Origin of the sequence: Qipengyuania sp. Mu-71 (assembly GCF_036867055.1) — a bacterium.
Lineage (GTDB): Bacteria > Pseudomonadota > Alphaproteobacteria > Sphingomonadales > Sphingomonadaceae > Qipengyuania > Qipengyuania profunda.
Genome location: NZ_JBAJHR010000003.1, coordinates 1 through 15,800 on the forward strand (window position 1 = coordinate 1; position 15,800 = coordinate 15,800).

The 15,800-nt window shown below is 61.8% G+C and carries 15 protein-coding genes and 1 pseudogene; 8 read left to right on the forward strand and 8 right to left on the reverse strand.

What is annotated here, in order from left to right:
• A pseudogene (locus V6B15_RS14765) lies at positions 1-931 on the reverse strand (methylase); the annotation flags it as partial.
• A gap of 57 nt (positions 932-988) precedes the next feature.
• Positions 989-1,828: a DUF7146 domain-containing protein gene (locus tag V6B15_RS14770; RefSeq protein WP_141462231.1), complete on the reverse strand. Its 840-nt coding sequence runs from the start codon at positions 1,826-1,828 to the stop codon at positions 989-991.
• Between the two features lie 561 nt (positions 1,829-2,389).
• Here V6B15_RS14770 and V6B15_RS14775 point away from each other — a divergent pair.
• On the forward strand, positions 2,390-2,863 hold the full coding sequence (locus tag V6B15_RS14775) for a lytic transglycosylase domain-containing protein (RefSeq protein ID WP_234036303.1): 474 nt from the start codon (positions 2,390-2,392) through the stop codon (positions 2,861-2,863).
• On the opposite strand, the gene V6B15_RS14780 is transcribed toward V6B15_RS14775, so the two are convergent.
• Both V6B15_RS14780 and V6B15_RS14785 read right to left on the reverse strand, forming a co-directional pair.
• Positions 2,843-3,118 carry a hypothetical protein gene (locus V6B15_RS14780; protein WP_163887165.1) on the reverse strand — a complete coding sequence of 92 codons (276 nt, stop codon included), beginning with the start codon at positions 3,116-3,118 and terminating at the stop codon, positions 2,843-2,845. The two genes, V6B15_RS14775 and V6B15_RS14780, sit on opposite strands and share 21 nt — an antisense overlap.
• Before the next feature lie 198 nt (positions 3,119-3,316).
• Complete coding sequence (locus V6B15_RS14785; protein WP_141462227.1) at positions 3,317-4,621, reverse strand: replication protein RepA; 1,305 nt, start codon at positions 4,619-4,621, stop codon at positions 3,317-3,319.
• A gap of 525 nt (positions 4,622-5,146) precedes the next feature.
• Between V6B15_RS14785 and V6B15_RS14790 the strand changes: the two genes are divergently transcribed.
• The gene (locus V6B15_RS14790) at positions 5,147-6,355 is read left to right on the forward strand and encodes an AAA family ATPase (protein WP_141462225.1); all 1,209 of its coding nucleotides are present in this window, start codon (positions 5,147-5,149) and stop codon (positions 6,353-6,355) included.
• A gap of 180 nt (positions 6,356-6,535) precedes the next feature.
• Complete coding sequence (locus tag V6B15_RS14795; protein WP_163887167.1) at positions 6,536-7,522, forward strand: ParB/RepB/Spo0J family partition protein; 987 nt, start codon at positions 6,536-6,538, stop codon at positions 7,520-7,522.
• Between the two features lie 9 nt (positions 7,523-7,531).
• Here V6B15_RS14795 and V6B15_RS14800 read toward each other — a convergent pair whose 3' ends face one another.
• Positions 7,532-8,458 (reverse strand): hypothetical protein, encoded by a 927-nt coding sequence (locus V6B15_RS14800; RefSeq protein ID WP_290753494.1) that lies wholly within the window; start codon positions 8,456-8,458, stop codon positions 7,532-7,534.
• Positions 8,459-8,648: 190 nt separating this feature from the next.
• Here V6B15_RS14800 and V6B15_RS14805 point away from each other — a divergent pair, with 190 nt between their 5' ends.
• The 3 genes from V6B15_RS14805 (at position 8,649) to V6B15_RS14815 (ending at position 11,439) form a co-directional block, all read left to right on the forward strand.
• Positions 8,649-9,806: a tyrosine-type recombinase/integrase gene (locus tag V6B15_RS14805; RefSeq protein WP_054528982.1), complete on the forward strand. Its 1,158-nt coding sequence runs from the start codon at positions 8,649-8,651 to the stop codon at positions 9,804-9,806.
• Between the two features lie 158 nt (positions 9,807-9,964).
• Complete coding sequence (locus tag V6B15_RS14810; RefSeq protein WP_054528981.1) at positions 9,965-10,957, forward strand: cation diffusion facilitator family transporter; 993 nt, start codon at positions 9,965-9,967, stop codon at positions 10,955-10,957.
• 155 nt (positions 10,958-11,112) lie between these two features.
• Positions 11,113-11,439: an ArsR/SmtB family transcription factor gene (locus V6B15_RS14815; protein WP_054528980.1), complete on the forward strand. Its 327-nt coding sequence runs from the start codon at positions 11,113-11,115 to the stop codon at positions 11,437-11,439.
• Between the two features lie 110 nt (positions 11,440-11,549).
• Here V6B15_RS14815 and copM read toward each other — a convergent pair whose 3' ends face one another.
• Both copM and V6B15_RS14825 read right to left on the reverse strand, forming a co-directional pair.
• Positions 11,550-11,954, reverse strand: a complete 405-nt coding sequence (copM, locus tag V6B15_RS14820; RefSeq protein WP_054528979.1) for a CopM family metallochaperone — start codon at positions 11,952-11,954, stop codon at positions 11,550-11,552.
• Between the two features lie 9 nt (positions 11,955-11,963).
• On the reverse strand, positions 11,964-12,167 hold the full coding sequence (locus V6B15_RS14825) for a heavy-metal-associated domain-containing protein (protein WP_054528978.1): 204 nt from the start codon (positions 12,165-12,167) through the stop codon (positions 11,964-11,966).
• A 260-nt stretch (positions 12,168-12,427) separates the two neighbouring features.
• On the opposite strand from V6B15_RS14825, the gene V6B15_RS14830 reads away from it, so the two are divergent.
• A complete protein-coding gene (locus V6B15_RS14830) occupies positions 12,428-14,938 on the forward strand; it encodes a heavy metal translocating P-type ATPase (RefSeq protein ID WP_054528977.1) in 2,511 nt (836 codons plus the stop codon).
• A 15-nt stretch (positions 14,939-14,953) separates the two neighbouring features.
• Positions 14,954-15,406: a Cu(I)-responsive transcriptional regulator gene (cueR, locus tag V6B15_RS14835; RefSeq protein ID WP_054528976.1), complete on the forward strand. Its 453-nt coding sequence runs from the start codon at positions 14,954-14,956 to the stop codon at positions 15,404-15,406.
• Positions 15,407-15,518: 112 nt separating this feature from the next.
• Here cueR and V6B15_RS14840 read toward each other — a convergent pair whose 3' ends face one another.
• Complete coding sequence (locus V6B15_RS14840) at positions 15,519-15,797, reverse strand: hypothetical protein (protein WP_156313359.1); 279 nt, start codon at positions 15,795-15,797, stop codon at positions 15,519-15,521.
• Positions 15,798-15,800 lie beyond the last annotated feature (3 nt).

A 15,800-nucleotide genomic window follows, 5' to 3' on the forward strand; every position in this document is an offset into this window, starting at 1 on the left:
GTGGTGCGATTTCTGGCCGTTTGACGATGCGGAACTCGGCCGCGAGGGCTTCGACCGTATCGCGCGCCAGGATGGAGGGTTTGATATTGCCCGGCACCTTGTCGACGACGAACAGGCGAACGGCAACGCTGGTCCCCTGCTTATGATAGCATCGTGCGAGTCTGCAGGAGGTGTGTACCGTGCAATTCGCGAAGGTGTCCTCGTAGATCCGGAGCATCTTGGCGCTGGTCGTGAACCAGTCGGGCATGATGGCGACCACGCGTCCTCCGGGAGGGAGCTTGGCAATCGCCGCGCGCAAATGCCGGACGGCCGCCAACGCGTCGGCCCCCCTGCCCTGCGATCGCGAGAAGGGCGGATTCATGACGATCAGCGTGGGGCGCAGGGCATGGTCGGCGAGCGACGTCAGCATCGCGCCGTCGAAGCCCGTTATCTGCGCTTTGGGGAAAAGCAGCGCGAGCTTGGCCCGGCGCTTGGGATCGAGCTCGTTGAGGTGAAGCGCCGCGACCGGTGGCAACATGCTCACTAGTGATCCGTGTCCGGCACTCGGCTCGAGAAGGACGTCGGACTGGCGCGCTTGCGCGGCGATCGCGACCAGCGCCGCCAGGTCCGCAGGCGTCGAGAACTGCTGGAACCTGATCTGGTCCTCGCTTCTCACGGTGTGTGTGGGGAGGGTCTCGACGAGGCGCGACAGCGAAGCGATCGTCGCAAGTGTCGGCTTCTCAGCGTCCCGAAGATGTTGCGTGAGCGCTGCTTCGAGCAGGTCGTAAGCGTCGCGCTGCGTCCAAACTCCCTGCGCCGAGGAACAACCGTGCAGGGTTTCCATCGCCCCGAAGAGATATTTCTTGGTGAGAGTGCCGCACGCGATGTCTTGCGCGACGTCGGTGATCGCTGCGCGCAGGCGATCGTCGGATTGCTCGAAAAGGTCGGTCACGGTCTGCTCCTGATGCTGATCCGCAACCAGTCCGCCCCCTCCCCTTTTTCAGGTGGTTCAGCCTCCCCGATGCTCGTTGAATTCGGCCCAGTCGGTGAAGCCCCGCGGTGGCGGGTCTCTCGTCACCGTTCGAGTGTCGGTCGTGAGCGCCTCAATCGCCGCCAGCGCGCCAAGCCGCCCCGCCCTGTTGTTGTCCTCGGCGATGATGAGCGTCGAAACCCGGTCGGGGATCCGGACCAATGGCAAGCGTTCCGCACCAAGCGAACTCCAACACGGGATACCCTTGAGCTTGGCGTAGGCGGCGGCATCTTCCATGCTTTCGGCGAGAGCCAGGACGGAGCCCTTGAAGTCTGGCGACCATGCCCCCTCCCCCGGCCGACCAAGCATGTACTTGCCTTTATGGCTCCTGCCCTTTGGCCCGAGCGCGATGCGCTGGATCGCGACGAGCTTTATCCCGGTTCGGACTGGCACAAGAATGGCTGGTCGAAACACCGTGTCGGGCTTTCGGCCGAATGGACATGCGTGGAGATAGCGCAGACCGGCCGCATTCCCGTCAATCTCGCGGTATCGCAGGTACTCTTCAGCCAAGGTCCTCTCGATCGCGCTGGCCTTGTCCCACAGGCGAGCGGCGTTCGCCGCCCCAGGATGGTTCTGCAACGCCGGTGCTGGTGAATTTGGAATGGGTCGTGTGCGAGCGATGGTGCGAAGAACGTCTTCGTTCCGGCAGCCGGCGAAACAATGGACGAGAATGCCTTGCTGCCCCTGCCTGATAGAGAGCGATGCGCGTCCGTCGGCATGAGCTGGGCATATGCACATGGCGTAGGATCCGTGCCAGCGACCCTTGAGGCCGGCAACGATGTCCAGAGTTCCTTGTTCGGGCTTCAAAGCGGTCAGCATCGCTCATCCTTCCTAACCCCCCTCCCCCTCGCCTCCCCCCAGTCCTGCTCGCATTCCGAGGCAGGATGCTTTTTTGTGCGTAGTTTCGGCACCTGAATGAAGGCCTTGCTCCACCATCCGATCGCGCATAGGAATTTCACTGCGATAATCGACCCATGCCGAAAGGTATGGTTATGAAAAGAATAGTCCTCGCTGCATTGGTCCTGACAGCCTCACAGGCGTCTGCCCAGCAGACACGGCTTGATGTCTTCCAAACGGAAGCCGGTCAAAGCTTCGCGATTTTGATCCCTGGTTCGGCGCCGGTTTCGGCCTCTCCCGAGCCTGTCGCGGTACAAGAGTCTAAAATAGACTTGGAGGCCGACTTCGAGGTTCTCAGGTCCTCATCGGCAGAAGGAACTGGCTACTCCGGCAGCCATTATGTGCCCTCATGGATGAGGAACGGTCGGTCGCCGTTCATGTCGCGCACTGGACAAGACGAGAACGCTCCGGGCGATCCGGACTGTATGACAGACGGATACTTCCCGCGTTCCGGGAATTAGCGGGGAAGCCCAAGCCAGACGGTTGATCTATTTCGACGATATCATGCTGGCTGCCTGCGAAGCAGGCATCCCGTTCCGACTTTTCGACGCCCTTGTCGCGCAGGAGAGTCGGTACCGCCCCTATGCACGCAGTTCTGCGGGCGCGATGGGTCTGACCCAACTGATGCCGGGAACCGCGCATTACGTTGGCGTGCGCGATCCATGGAACGTACAGGGAAATCTGCGAGGAGGAGCGCGCTACCTAAGGGAGCAGCTTGACCGTTTCGGTTCGTGGGAGCTCGCGCTCGCCGCGTATAATGCTGGACCTGGCAACGTGCAGAAATTTGGCGGTCTCCCGCCGTTCAGCGAAACCCGCACATACGTTCGAACGATCATGGCGACGCTCGATGGTCGAGCAATCTTCCGATCGACCCCGGTTTCGATGTTGGCTGCCAATCCGTTCCGGAGAGTTCAGTTGGCCCTGTTCTCCCCGGCGTCACAAATCCCAGAAAACTGAAAAACCTACGCTCCATGCGTAGTAAAGAGCGATCACCAGGATCACGGGAGCGCCCTTAAGGTAATTGACTTGCCAACGGATCAATGACTTGGGGAGGAGCAGTGCTTTCTCACTCCAGCTCGATGTTGCGACGCGCCAACGGCCACTTAGCAATTCGTCGGCCGTGACCGCGATTGCCAGCGCGGCGCAGATTAGCGCCATGCAACCGACGCCGATATACAGCGACGTCCAAGCTATGAGCACTTCGTGTTTCATGCGCTGTCAAACTCCGGGAAAGGCTGCCGCAAGGAAAAACTTCCACTTGGGTTTGGTTTCCCCCGGTGCACGTAAATGGTCGCTACCATTCCACTTGCTCAACCGGCAACTCGCCGTACTCCCTATGATGCACGCTGAGTCCACCCCGAGAGTCCGCTCGGCGGATCCCGGCCAGGCTCAAGGTCCCAAAGCCGACCTTCAGGCTTGCGACTGGCGTCGGCGTTTGGCGAAGGCGGTGACGAAGCTTTCCCACATACGCAGCCATTCCTTCTCGGTCCGCCTGCGATCGATGTCGGGACATCCGCGGCGGAATTCGCCAGCCATCATGTCGACATCCCACGGGGCGCCCTTGTCCCGGCCGATGGCGAGAAAGGCCGCCTCGCGGGAGCCGTACTGCAGGCTTCCCGCGGGAAAGGCCAGCAGGTCCGCCGCAGGCTTCTGCACCGCCCTGCCCTCCCCCGAAGCTGCGTCCGAGTGCCCGGCAACTGGTTTCTTCCTGCGCGGTTCGACGCCCACGAGCCGCAGGTGCGCGCCCACGAGCTTCTTCTCGAGCGGCGCCGGCGACGGGTAGAGCAAGACCTTTCGGCCCGAGACATCGACGTTGGCGTTGGGATAGACCGACGAGACGAGTTGCATGGTCTCGCGGACGGTCTGTCGGAAGCGTTTGCTGTCGGCGGCATTACCCAGGTGCTTCGCGAGCTGGTCCCAGGAGATGGCCTGCCCCCTTTCGGCGCTCACCCGCGGCAGACGGTAGGCAAGATATGTATACAGATCGAGCGCCGTCGGCGTCCCCTTGAGCTCGCGGATCGCGACCTCGTTGAGCGGGACCGCATGTTCGACCAGATGCTGGTAGAACACCTCCGACATACGGATCTCGCGAGCGAAGGCGCCGTCCTTGTCGAGCGATCCGGCGTATTCATTCGAAATCTTCACGTCGCGGACCGCAAACGCGTTCTGGTCCGCGTCGGCCCCGTCCCAGCGAATCTGCCATTCACAGGCGAGCAACCGGTCCACCTGCTGTTTCATCAGATTGGCGGTGCCGCGGGGCCCATAGGAAATCGTCTGGTAACCGAGACGGCGCATCCAGTCGGTGAAATTACGCCCTAGAAACACATCGCGCGATCGCTGCTGCACCGCCTGCGAGAGAATGTAGATCAGCGCGACGCGGGGATAGGAGCCGAACGGCACGCCGAGGCTCTTCATCACCCGCTTCCCATCGATCTCCTGCAGTACCGGCCGGGGATTGATCGCGAGAGCGTACCGGCCATCCTCGCGAATGATCGGTTCAAACTCGTCCTTGGGGCGCTTGGTCGGCAGTGACATTGCGCAAAGCGCCGAATGAAGGAAAGCCGGGACAGGTTCCTCGTCCTGCACGCGTAGGAAAGCATCCAACGTCAACTGGCTGCCCGCCTGCTCGGCCAGTCCGCGCACTTCTTCCTCGCCGCCGGAAAGCATGGCAAGCGCGTATTGGTGGCCTAGCGGTGCGCGATCATCTTGTCTCATCGTCCCCTTCCCCGTCTTGCCGGGTGATGTCTTGTCCCGGAATGGACAACAGGGTTCGTGGCCCAAATCAACCCTTTTGGCGATTTTGGAGGGTTTTCCAGTCGAAAACCTGCAAAATCACCGATGATCTCCGGTCCCTTCCGCACACCAGCGGCTCCAAAACCAAAAAATCCAAATAAAACCGATTCGCGAATCGGATTCGTAGAAGGAGATTCTGTTATAGTAGGTATGTGCTCCGACATCATCGGTTTGGCCGCACCGAGATCATAGCAAAAGCGCACCAAGGCCATCGGTCGCGCTCGCTGATCATCGGTTGTTGTCCACAGCACCCCCTATCCGGCCAAGTTGCTGGCCTAGAATGACCTCAACGGCACGAAGATCATCGGTTCTGGGCGCGCTTCCGATCGCGAGGGAGCGAAAAGGGCTCCGAGATCATCGGTCCTCTTGGAAGTTTTGGGGCCAAATCATTGATGAAAGCTTCAACTATCGCTATTCCGGTCGCCAAACTTCCAACGAGGACCTCACATGGCGATCCAGATTTCGACCGATGGGCTCGAAGCCAGCACAGCAACCGATGATCTCCGTTCCCTTCACCGCAAATCGCTGGCGATCCTTAAGCGGTTGCAGACCCACGCCATGGATCCTGAGACTGGAGAGAAGGCTGGACCCACCTTCCCCATTTCCAAGGCCGCCGAGCTTGTCGATCGGACTGCCTCGGCCATCCGCGAGGCCGAACGCGACGGCAGGCTGCCTGAGCGCGGTCGCACCCCATCGGGTCATCGCCTGCCCTATAACCTCACCGAACTCGACCATATGCGCAAGGTTTTTGGGACTCGTCGCTGGCGCGATACGGCCGACACGCCGGCGATCATCTCGGTGTCGAACTTCAAGGGCGGCGTCGGCAAATCGACGATTGCGGTCCATCTCGCGCAGCACTTCGCGATCAAGGGGTATCGCACCCTGCTCGTCGATTGCGACAGCCAGGCGAGTTCTACGATGATGTTCGGCTACCGCCCCGACATCGATCTCACCGAGAACGATACGCTCTACGGGCACTTCCACGACCCTGAATTGCTCGGTGTCCGCTCAATTATCCGCAAGACGCATTTCCACGGCCTGGATCTCATCCCGTCGAACCTGAAGCTCTACAACCTCGAGTACGAGATTGCCGCTCACTTGGCTCAGACACGCAGCTTCGACGTGATCGACCTCATTTCGCAAGCGATTGACGAGGTGGTCCACGACTACGATGTCGTCATCATGGACCCGCCGCCAGCGCTTGGCATGGTGTCCATGGCGGTGTTGCAGGCGGCCAATGCCATGGTCATTCCGATGCCGCCCAGCGTCATCGACTTCTCCTCGACCGTATCGTTCGTCGACATGGCCCGGACCACCATGGAGCAGCTCGAACAGCTTGGGGGGAGGGCGCGCCCGGCGTACAATTTCATCCGCGTGGTGGCGAGCCGGGTGGACGAGAACAAGTCGATGCACCGCGAGCTGCTGGCGATGATGCGCGACGTGTTCGGCGGCTCGCTTCTCACCTCAATCATGCCGACCAGCGCAGAGATCGATAACGCCAGTTCGAGGCTCAAGACGGTGTTTGAACTCGACCGGCCCGTAACATCGCGCGATGTTCACGTGCGCTGCCTCAAGTATCTGAACGCCGTGTGCGAAGAGATCGAAACTGACGTCGTCGCGTCTTGGAGTAGGAGGCAAGGGGAGGGCGGATCATGAAATTGCCACGTGGCAATTGTCGGTTTTCCTCGCGTAGAATCAGAGAGATATGCATTTTCACGCCGGCGTCGGAGGCCACGCGGGGGCGCGCAGATCGCGCGGGCCAAGCGACCCCTGCCGGTGAAATTGCCACGTGGCAATTTCGCTCCGGAACGCAGGAAATAAGGAAGGGTTTGAACCATGGCTAACGGCAACAAAGGCTTCAGTTCGCTGCTTACGGATTCACTTGATGAAGACCTGACAGATGATGAGGCCGCGCCGGCGCGGAGCGTCATGGCGAGCCGCAGCGAGGCGCTCAACCGCTTGGCCTCGGGCAAGGTCGTGACCGACCGGACAGAGTTCGTCGACCCGGCCCGTTGCAGGCCCTGGCGCCTGCACAACCGCGACCTTGACCATCTCACGGAGGAAAGCTGCCGCGACCTCATCGACGCATTCCTCTCGGCCAAGAAGCAGCGAATCCCCGCCATCGTGCGGCGCCTGCGCGATGATCCTGATTTCGACTACGAGATCATAGCGGGCGTGCGCCGCTGGTGGACGGTGCGCTGGCTGCGCGAACACAATCACCCTGAGTTCGAATATCTCGTCACTGTTCAGCAGCTCACGGACGAGGAAGCCTTCCGGGTTTCTGATGTTGAGAACCGGTCCCGCAAGGACATCACCGACTGGGAGCGCGCCCATGAGTACGAAACCGCGCTGGCGGAGTTCTACGAAGGCTCGCTCGCGCAAATGGCCGAGCATCTCAACATTTCTTCCTCTTGGCTAAATCGCATGCTCAACGTTGCCCGGTTGCCCGCGCCGCTGGTTGAGGCGTTCGCCGATCGGCACGATATTACGGTGCGAATAGCGCGCGATCTGAAGCCCTTGGTGAAGGACGCACGCGCGCGCCAGAGCATGGAAGAGGAAGCGCAAGTGATCGTATCGGCACGGGCGGCCGGTGAAGATGCGCTGTCGGGTCCGGAAACGGCCAAGCGTCTGCTGCGCGCCACCACGGCCCCGGCCAGTCGGTCCGCGAAGGCGAATACGACATTGCTCAAAGCCAAGACGGGGAAGCCGATGCTCACGGTCACGCGTCCTGCACGAGGCGAGGGAGTGACGATCAAGGTGCATCCCGGCTCGGGCGCGTCCAAGAGCGAGCTCATGAGCGCGATCGAAAAGCTCCTCGCGTAGGGGTCACGTTTAACCCTTCTCGAGGAGCCGGTCGATCGCTTCCATCTCGCGGTCAAAAGCGCAGAGGACGGCGTCCAGACCGGGCGAGGGCGGGGGAGGGGAGGGTGGCCGACCCCGCGGTGCCGCAAGAATCCCGAGTGCGATCCCGGCCTCGCTTGTGATGTAGACCCGCCAGCTCGTGCGTCCCGAGACTTCCACGAAGAGTCCGCGCTCGGCGGCGCGGGCCAGCAGCTTGCCCGCACCCGATACCGTCATGCCCAGGCGATTACTGACGCCGCGGGCCGAGACGGCCGGCGTGGTCAGGGCAAGCTTCCCGAGGTCCTCAAGCTGCCCCGGCCGCAACTCTCCGGCAATGACGGCGGCAAAGTCCCGGCGCCATTTTTCGAGCCGGTCGAGGCGTGCAAGCCCATCTTCGCAATTCTCCCGTATCGTCTTCAGGAGGCGCCGCAATTGCGCGACCCGCGGGCCATGCAACGTACGCAGTGCCGGGTCGCCGAGCGCGAGCGAGGGCAAGGGGGAGCTAGTCAGACCCATGCGCGCACAGAGTGCCGGAAACGCGAGCCAGACATTGATCGTCGCATCCCTTCTCGACCAGAGATCGAGCACGCCGAGCGCGCGGAGGAGCGTGGGAGCCGAACTCCAGCCCTCGGGCTCTTCGAAACTGAAGGGCAGGGCCTCGCGCCAGTGATGTTCGGAGCGATCGCCGAGGGATCGCAGCCACCCGGAGTAGGTGGCGAACGGCTCACCCATTGTAGCAACCGGTGGGCGATGGGGAATGGGAAGGCCCACGAGGGCAGAAAAAACATCGATTTCATCGATTTCGAAGCGCTGCAGCCGGAGCGCTGTTGCATAGCCCGCCCAACTCGCCCGGATCCGCCATGCCGAAGCTACCGAACTCGCGGAAATCCGCGCATCAAGCGCTCCGATGGCCGCCATTGTATCGCCCAGCACGGCAACCAGATCCGATGTCCAGGGGAGGGCGGTGAACGGGCGGACCGGCCGAGTCATAACCCAATAATAGACTGAAACACGCATTTCAGTCTACCCGCCTCGACGCTCAGTGTTGATAATGTCTGCTTATCAACACCCTATACAATAGAATGTCGCCGCGCTAATCCTCGTCGCCATGAACGCCGATGCCCCTGAACCTCCGGCACAGCCGTCGCCAGCGGCCGCGTTGCCCGTTCCTTTCCCCGATCCTTTCGTGGCGGAAGTCGTCGAGGACGTGCGCGATCTTGTCGGCGCTGGCGTCCGCCTCGATGCTGAACTGGTGTCGGCCGCGGTGCGGGGCTGGTCGGACAATACCCGCCGCGCCTTCCGCTCGGACCTGACGGTATGGGGCGATTGGTGTCGCCGCCATGGCGTCGTCCCGGCGCGGGCGACGCCAAGCCATGTAGCGGCCTTTATCCGAGCGCTGTCGGGCATCGACCCCTCGGCCGAAGAAATCCGCGCGATGGCGACGATCGAACGCTATGTCTCTTACATTGGCCGGGCCTATCGCTTGGCCGGGCTTCCCGATCCGACAAGCGGGGAATTGATAACCTTCGAGAAGAAGGCGGCGCGCAAGAAGCGGGGGGTTCGCCAGCGCCAGGCCCGTGCGATCCGCTTCAAGGGCGATATTGCCGATTTCGACAGCCCGGCCTCCGGCGTGTGCCTCGCCCATTTGCTGAAGGCGGTCCGGCGCGATGAGATGGGCCTGCGAGACGAGGCGTTGATGCGTGTCGCCTATGACGTGGCCGCGCGCCGCTCGGAGGTGGTGGCGATCGACGTCGACCATATCCACGGACCGGATGCACAAGGGGCAGGGGCCTTGTTCATCCCGTCGAGCAAGACCGATCAGGAAGGCGAGGGGGCCTGGGGCTACCTGTCCCCTGCGACGATGAAGGCGATCGCGCGGTGGCGCGAGGCGGCGCGTATCGATAAGGGGCCGCTGTTCCGCCGCATCGAAACCCACTTTGACGGCTCGATCGCGGCGATCGGGACCAAGCGGCTGCATCCCAACAGCATCAACCTCATCTACAAACGGCTCGTGCAGCGCGCGTTCGACAAGAAGTTGCTCGGCCCCATGAGCGAAGCGGAAGTGGCGCGCTGGGTTGCGGCCGTGTCGAGCCATTCGCTCCGCGTTGGCGTGGCGCAGGACAATTTCGCCGCGCGCGAGCCCTTACCCGCGATTATGCAGGCATACCGCTGGCGCGATCCCAAGACGGTGCTGCGCTATGGCGCGCAGCTCGCCGTGAAAAGCGGCGCGGCGGCTCGCATGGCGGCGCGGGTCAACGAAAGTTAGGAGGCGCGCCCCGCGGCGTCTTCAACGGTGGTTGCTTTGTCGATGTGGGGGCGGCCTATCCGACGATGACTGATCCATTGCCGTGCCCGTGGAAAAATTGACATCAAACATATGAATACATATACATATGAATTATTCAGTCTGATGAAAGTCTCTCAATGGCCCATTCGCACGCAGAACATGGTCACGACCACGACCACGATCATTCGCACACGCCGACTATAACCAGCGACAACGAACGGAAGGTTCTCTTATCGTTCGGCCTGATCTTCACGTTCATGGTCGTCGAAGTCGTAGGCGGCCTGCTCTCGGGCTCGCTCGCCTTGCTGGCGGACGCCGGGCATATGATGACCGACGCTGCGGCGCTCGCGCTCGCCTATGCGGCGTTTCGCTTTGGGCAGCGCGCCGCCGATTCGAAGCGCACCTTCGGCTATCTACGATTTGAGGTGGTCGCCGGCTTCGTCAACGCCGTCACCTTGTTCGCAATCGTGGGCTGGATCGTCTATGAGGCCTGGGAACGCTTTCAGGAGCCGCAACCGATCCTCGCAGGACCGATGTTCGGCGTCGCAGTCGCGGGATTGCTGGTCAACATCCTCGTATTCTGGATTCTGACGCGCGGCGACAGCGAGCATGTCAACATCAAGGGTGCGGCGCTGCACGTCCTGGGCGACTTGCTTGGCTCGGTCGGCGCCGTGGGGGCTGCGATCGTGATCTATTTGACGGGCTGGACGCCGATCGACCCGATCCTGTCGGTCCTCGTTTCGCTGCTGGTCCTGCGGAGCGCATGGAAGCTGGCCGCCAGATCGCTGCACATCCTGCTCGAAGGTGCGCCCGATGGTGCCGCGCCGGAGAAAATCGAGCGTCATTTGCTGGAGCATGTGCCGGGCGTGGCTGCGGTTGGCCATATCCATGTGTGGTCGATCACGTCGGGCCGCACGCTGGCGACGATGCACGTCCGGCCCACGAACGACGCCGAGGCCCGCATGGTCGTGCGCGCAGTCGAGCGCGAGTTGGAGAGCCATTTCGAGATCGAGCACGCCACCGTGGCTGTCGACTGGAACGAGGAAGGCGAGACGTGCAGTCTGGCGCCCGGCGGCAGGCTGAATCAAAAGCATGAGCACGGATCGGCTTGTCACGCACATGCCCATTGAAGTCTGCTCAACCCGCGACCGATCTATTGAGGGATCGGGGGTGCCGGTTCTCCAATCGGCACCGCGCATGACATGGACCTGAGCCGTGCAATGGTCTTCATGAGATGATATATGTGAACATATCGTGATATGTTCCATTATCGGGTGGCGGGTCTATGAACACAGACGACGTTTCGGACTTTCAGTCGAGCACACAGCGGGTCGCCATTCTGGCCGAAACCTTTCGCTTGCTCGGCGACCCGTCCCGCCTGCGCATTCTGCTGTTCTGCTTGCAAAGTCCCAAGGCGGTGGGGGACATCGCAAAATCCCTCAATCTCTCTCAGACGCTGGTGAGCCATCATCTTCGTCTGTTGCGCGGTGCCCGCCTCGTTCGCAGCGAACGGCAGGCCAAGAAGGTTTTTTATGAGGTGGCCGACGAGCATGTGAGCACCATGCTCGTCGATATGCTCAGCCATATAGATGAAGATCACGCCGACGACTGATCGAACGGTGGCTGTTGATGACTGTCAAAAGGATAGCCCTCCAGGATCGGTCGATCCTGGAGGGCTAGTCAATGTCGGGCTGCACGAGCAAGGCGGTGCTGGTCGGGGGGCTACTTGCTCCGATCGGCAAGCCATTTCTGCATCATCGCGATCTCGCCTTCCTGAGCGGTAATGACATCCTGCGCCAGTTTGCGAACCTTGGGGTCTTTCCCGTGTTCGAGAGCGACCTTGGCCATATCAATGGCGCCCTGGTGGTGCGGGATCATGCCGCGCATGAAATCGACGTCGGCATCGCCGGTGAACTCGATCTCCATATCGGCGTGCATCTTGTCGTTCGCCGTCTGATAATCGCGGATAACCGGGTTATCTGAATATTCCGGGCTTCCATGCCCGCCATGAGCGCTTTGCATCAGTGTTACTCCATTCGCCTGCGGGCCGATTCCAGATTGTGCGTAAGCGAGAACGCCGACGGCCAGGAGCGCGCCCGCAATGAATATAGGCGTCAGCTTGTTCATGATCGTCTCTCAGGCCTGTTCAATGGCTCGCGCGGGATAACCGTCTGCCGCGAGCGCGGCTTCGATGGCCTGCGCGGTGGCCACGCTATCGACCGTGACTTTCTTGGCCGCGATATCCACTTCGACCTTCGCATTCGGGTCGATCGCCGCGACAGCCTGCGTGATATGCTTGACGCACGAACCACAGCTCATGTTTTCGACGTGAAACTGCATTGAAAATCTCCATTGTTTCTAACGACGAATCACAAGCTAACCTTTCCCATCGTTGGAAGGTCAAGGCCGGTCTCACGGTCTTTATCATGAAGGAGATTGCACCTTCCGGCGTTGCGCCGTGATTGGGAGCGAATTTTGATCTCATTGTCGTGGCTGCGAGGCCCTTACCTGAGGGCACCCTATCTTTGCTCTTGACCTTCCCACGATTGGAACCTGCATTTTGATGCAAGTTCCAATCATGAAGCGTGGAGTATCGAGCAATGCTAGCCGCGAAAATCCAAGGAGATTCAACGAATCTCGCCGATTCGGCGTTCAGCTTGCCGATTGAGGGTATGACTTGCGCGTCGTGCGTAGCGCGCATCGAACGTTCGCTGAACAAGGTCGAAGGCGTTCAGTCCGTTAACGTCAATCTGGCGACGGAACGCGCCGACATTCAGGCCAGCGGTTTCGTCGATCGGAAGGCGCTGGTGCAGGCGGTCGAGGACGCCGGTTACAGCGTGCCGTCCGCGAGCGTCGAGTTGGCGGTGGAAGGGATGACCTGTGCATCCTGTGTCGGGCGTGTGGAACGGGCGATAAAAGCCATCCCCGGCGTCACCGAGGCCACCGTCAATCTGGCGATGGAGCGCGCGAGCGTGCGCGGCGCAGCCGATTTACAGGCGCTCATCGCCACGATCGCGAGCGCGGGATATACCGCGCGCCCGATCGAGGCGAGCGCAACGGGCGACGAGGAAACGGCCGAGCGCAAGGATGCCGAGCGCCGGGATCTCAAGCGGGACTTCACCATCGCCGCGGCGCTCGCCCTGCCGGTGTTTCTGCTCGAAATGGGCAGTCACGTCATTCCCGGCGCGCACGAACTGATCGGCCGGACGATCGGCATTCAGACGAGCTGGTATATTCAATTCGTCCTGACGACGCTGGTGCTCGCATTCCCCGGCATTCGTTTCTACGAGAAGGGCCTGCCCGCACTGGTGCGGCTCGCGCCCGACATGAACTCGCTAGTCGCGGTGGGCACGCTTGCCGCCTATGTCTATTCGCTGGTCGCCACCTTCGCTCCCGGCCTGCTGCCGGTGGGGACGGTCAACGTCTATTATGAAGCGGCGGCCGTCATCATCGCTCTGATCCTGCTGGGTCGCTATCTGGAAGCCCGCGCAAAGGGTCGAACGTCCGAGGCGATCAAGCGCCTCGTCGGGTTGCAGGCCAAGACGGCCCGCGTCCGTCGCGATGGCGCATTGGTGGAGGTTTCCATCAACGAAGTCGTCACCGGCGACATCATCGAGGTGCGTCCCGGCGAGCGTATTCCCGTCGATGGCGAAGTCACGGAAGGGGATAGCTACGTCGATGAGTCGATGATTACCGGCGAGCCGATCCCGGTCGCCAAGGTCGAAGGGGCAACGCTCGTCGGCGGAACCGTCAATCAAAAGGGCGCCTTGGCCTTCCGCGCAACCGCTGTCGGCCAGGCCACGATGCTGTCGCAGATCATTCGCATGGTCGAGCAGGCGCAAGGATCAAAGCTGCCGATCCAGGCGCTGGTGGACAAGGTGACGATGTGGTTCGTCCCCGCCGTGTTCGCGGTGGCGGCGCTGACTTTCGCCGCCTGGCTGTGGTTCGGCCCGTCGCCCGCCCTGACCTTCGCTCTGGTCAATGCAGTGGCGGTGCTCATCATCGCCTGCCCATGCGCCATGGGCCTTGCGACGCCAACAGCGATCATGGTGGGCACCGGGCGCGGCGCCGAACTGGGCATCCTGTTCCGCAAGGGGGAAGCTCTCCAGCTTCTCAAGGATGCCAGGGTCGTTGCCGTCGACAAGACCGGAACACTGACGGAGGGCCGCCCTGCGCTCACCGATCTTCAAGTTATGGATGAGTTCGACCGGACCAAGGTGCTGGGTCTGGTCGCCGCTGTCGAGGACAAGTCTGAGCATCCGATTGCCAGTGCGATCGTGGACGCGGCCAAGTCCGAAGGCATCGCATTGCCCGCGATCGACGACTTTGAATCCATCACTGGCTTTGGGGTCAAGGCGGTCGCTGGGAGAGAACTGGTCCAGATTGGCGCCGATCGCTACATGCGCGAGCTGGGGCTGGATGTCGGCGCTTTCGCCGCAACGGCTGAGCGGTTGGGCCAGGAAGGCAAGTCGCCGCTCTATGCCGCTATTGGCGGCCGCCTCGCGGCGATCGTCGCCGTGGCCGATCCGATCAAGGACACCACGCCCGCCGCCATCGCGGCACTGCACGCTTTGGGCCTCAAGGTCGCGATGATTACGGGCGATAACCGCATGACGGCGGAGGCCATCGCCCGCCAGCTCGGTATCGACGAAGTGATTGCCGAAGTGCTGCCCGATGGGAAGGTGGAGGCCATCGCCCGGCTCAAGGCGGAGCATGGCCGGGTCGCCTTCGTCGGCGATGGGATCAACGACGCGCCCGCCCTGGCGGCGGCCGACGTTGGCCTTGCCGTCGGCACTGGCACGGACATCGCGATCGAGGCGGCCGATGTTGTGCTCATGTCCGGTCATCTGAATGGCGTGGCGACGGCCATCGCGCTGTCGCGCGCGACGATCGGTAACATTCGCCAGAACCTGTTTTGGGCGTTCGCCTATAACACGGCGCTAATTCCGGTCGCTGCGGGCGCTCTCTATCCTGGCTGGGGCATCCTGTTGTCGCCGGTGTTCGCTGCGGGTGCTATGGCGATGTCGAGCATTTTTGTTCTGGGTAACTCGCTGCGCCTGCGCGGATTCCAGCCCCCTGAAAGGGCAATACCGATGGCACAGCATGGTTAAGGCACGAGAAGCATCATGAATATCGGACAAGCATCCAAGGCATCGGGCGTCTCTGCCAAGATGATCCGCTATTATGAGCAGACCGGCCTCATTCCGAAAGCCGATCGCAAGGATTCCGGCTATCGCGACTACTCGCCATCGGATGTCCATATGCTGCGGTTCATCCGGCGGGCGCGTGATCTCGGTTTCTCGGTCGCGGAGATCAATGAACTGCTGAGCCTCTGGCGGGACAAATCCCGCCAGAGCGCCGACGTGAAGCGGATCGCTCAGGCGCATATTGCCCAGCTCCAGGAGCGGATCGAAAGCCTCGAACAGATGACCGCCACGCTCGGGACACTGGTGGATTGCTGCGCGGGTGATGACCGGCCCGACTGTCCCATCCTCGCCGATCTGGAAGAACCCAGCGGCGAGCAGGATGTGCCAAGCCCGGCTACGGTAGGAACAGGGCGGCTTCGCCATCGCCCCTGAATGAATCAGGTTCCAAGCGGCGCTGTGTGATGCACCATCGTTCCCATCAGGAAGGAGCGGCCGCGCATGGCAACGCGTGTGAGTGAGAACTAGAAATCAGCTCCCGTCCTCGTCAATGGTGCCCGCGCCGTTGATGATGGCGGCGACGTTCGTGCCGTGGTCGGTCATGCCGGTCATAACGTCGTTCGTGGCGATCGTAACCATAACGCCGGTCGTAGCCACGATACCGCTGATCGTAGTAGCGGCCGTAGGAAGGCGCGACGTGGCCGCTGTTGCCGTGACGGCTTACGCTGCGTTCATGACTGCCGCGATCGCCATGATGCTGAGCCATCGCGACCGAAGGCGTCATGGCCGCAAGCGCGGCAGCGCCAAGTATCATCAGAAATTTCATTCT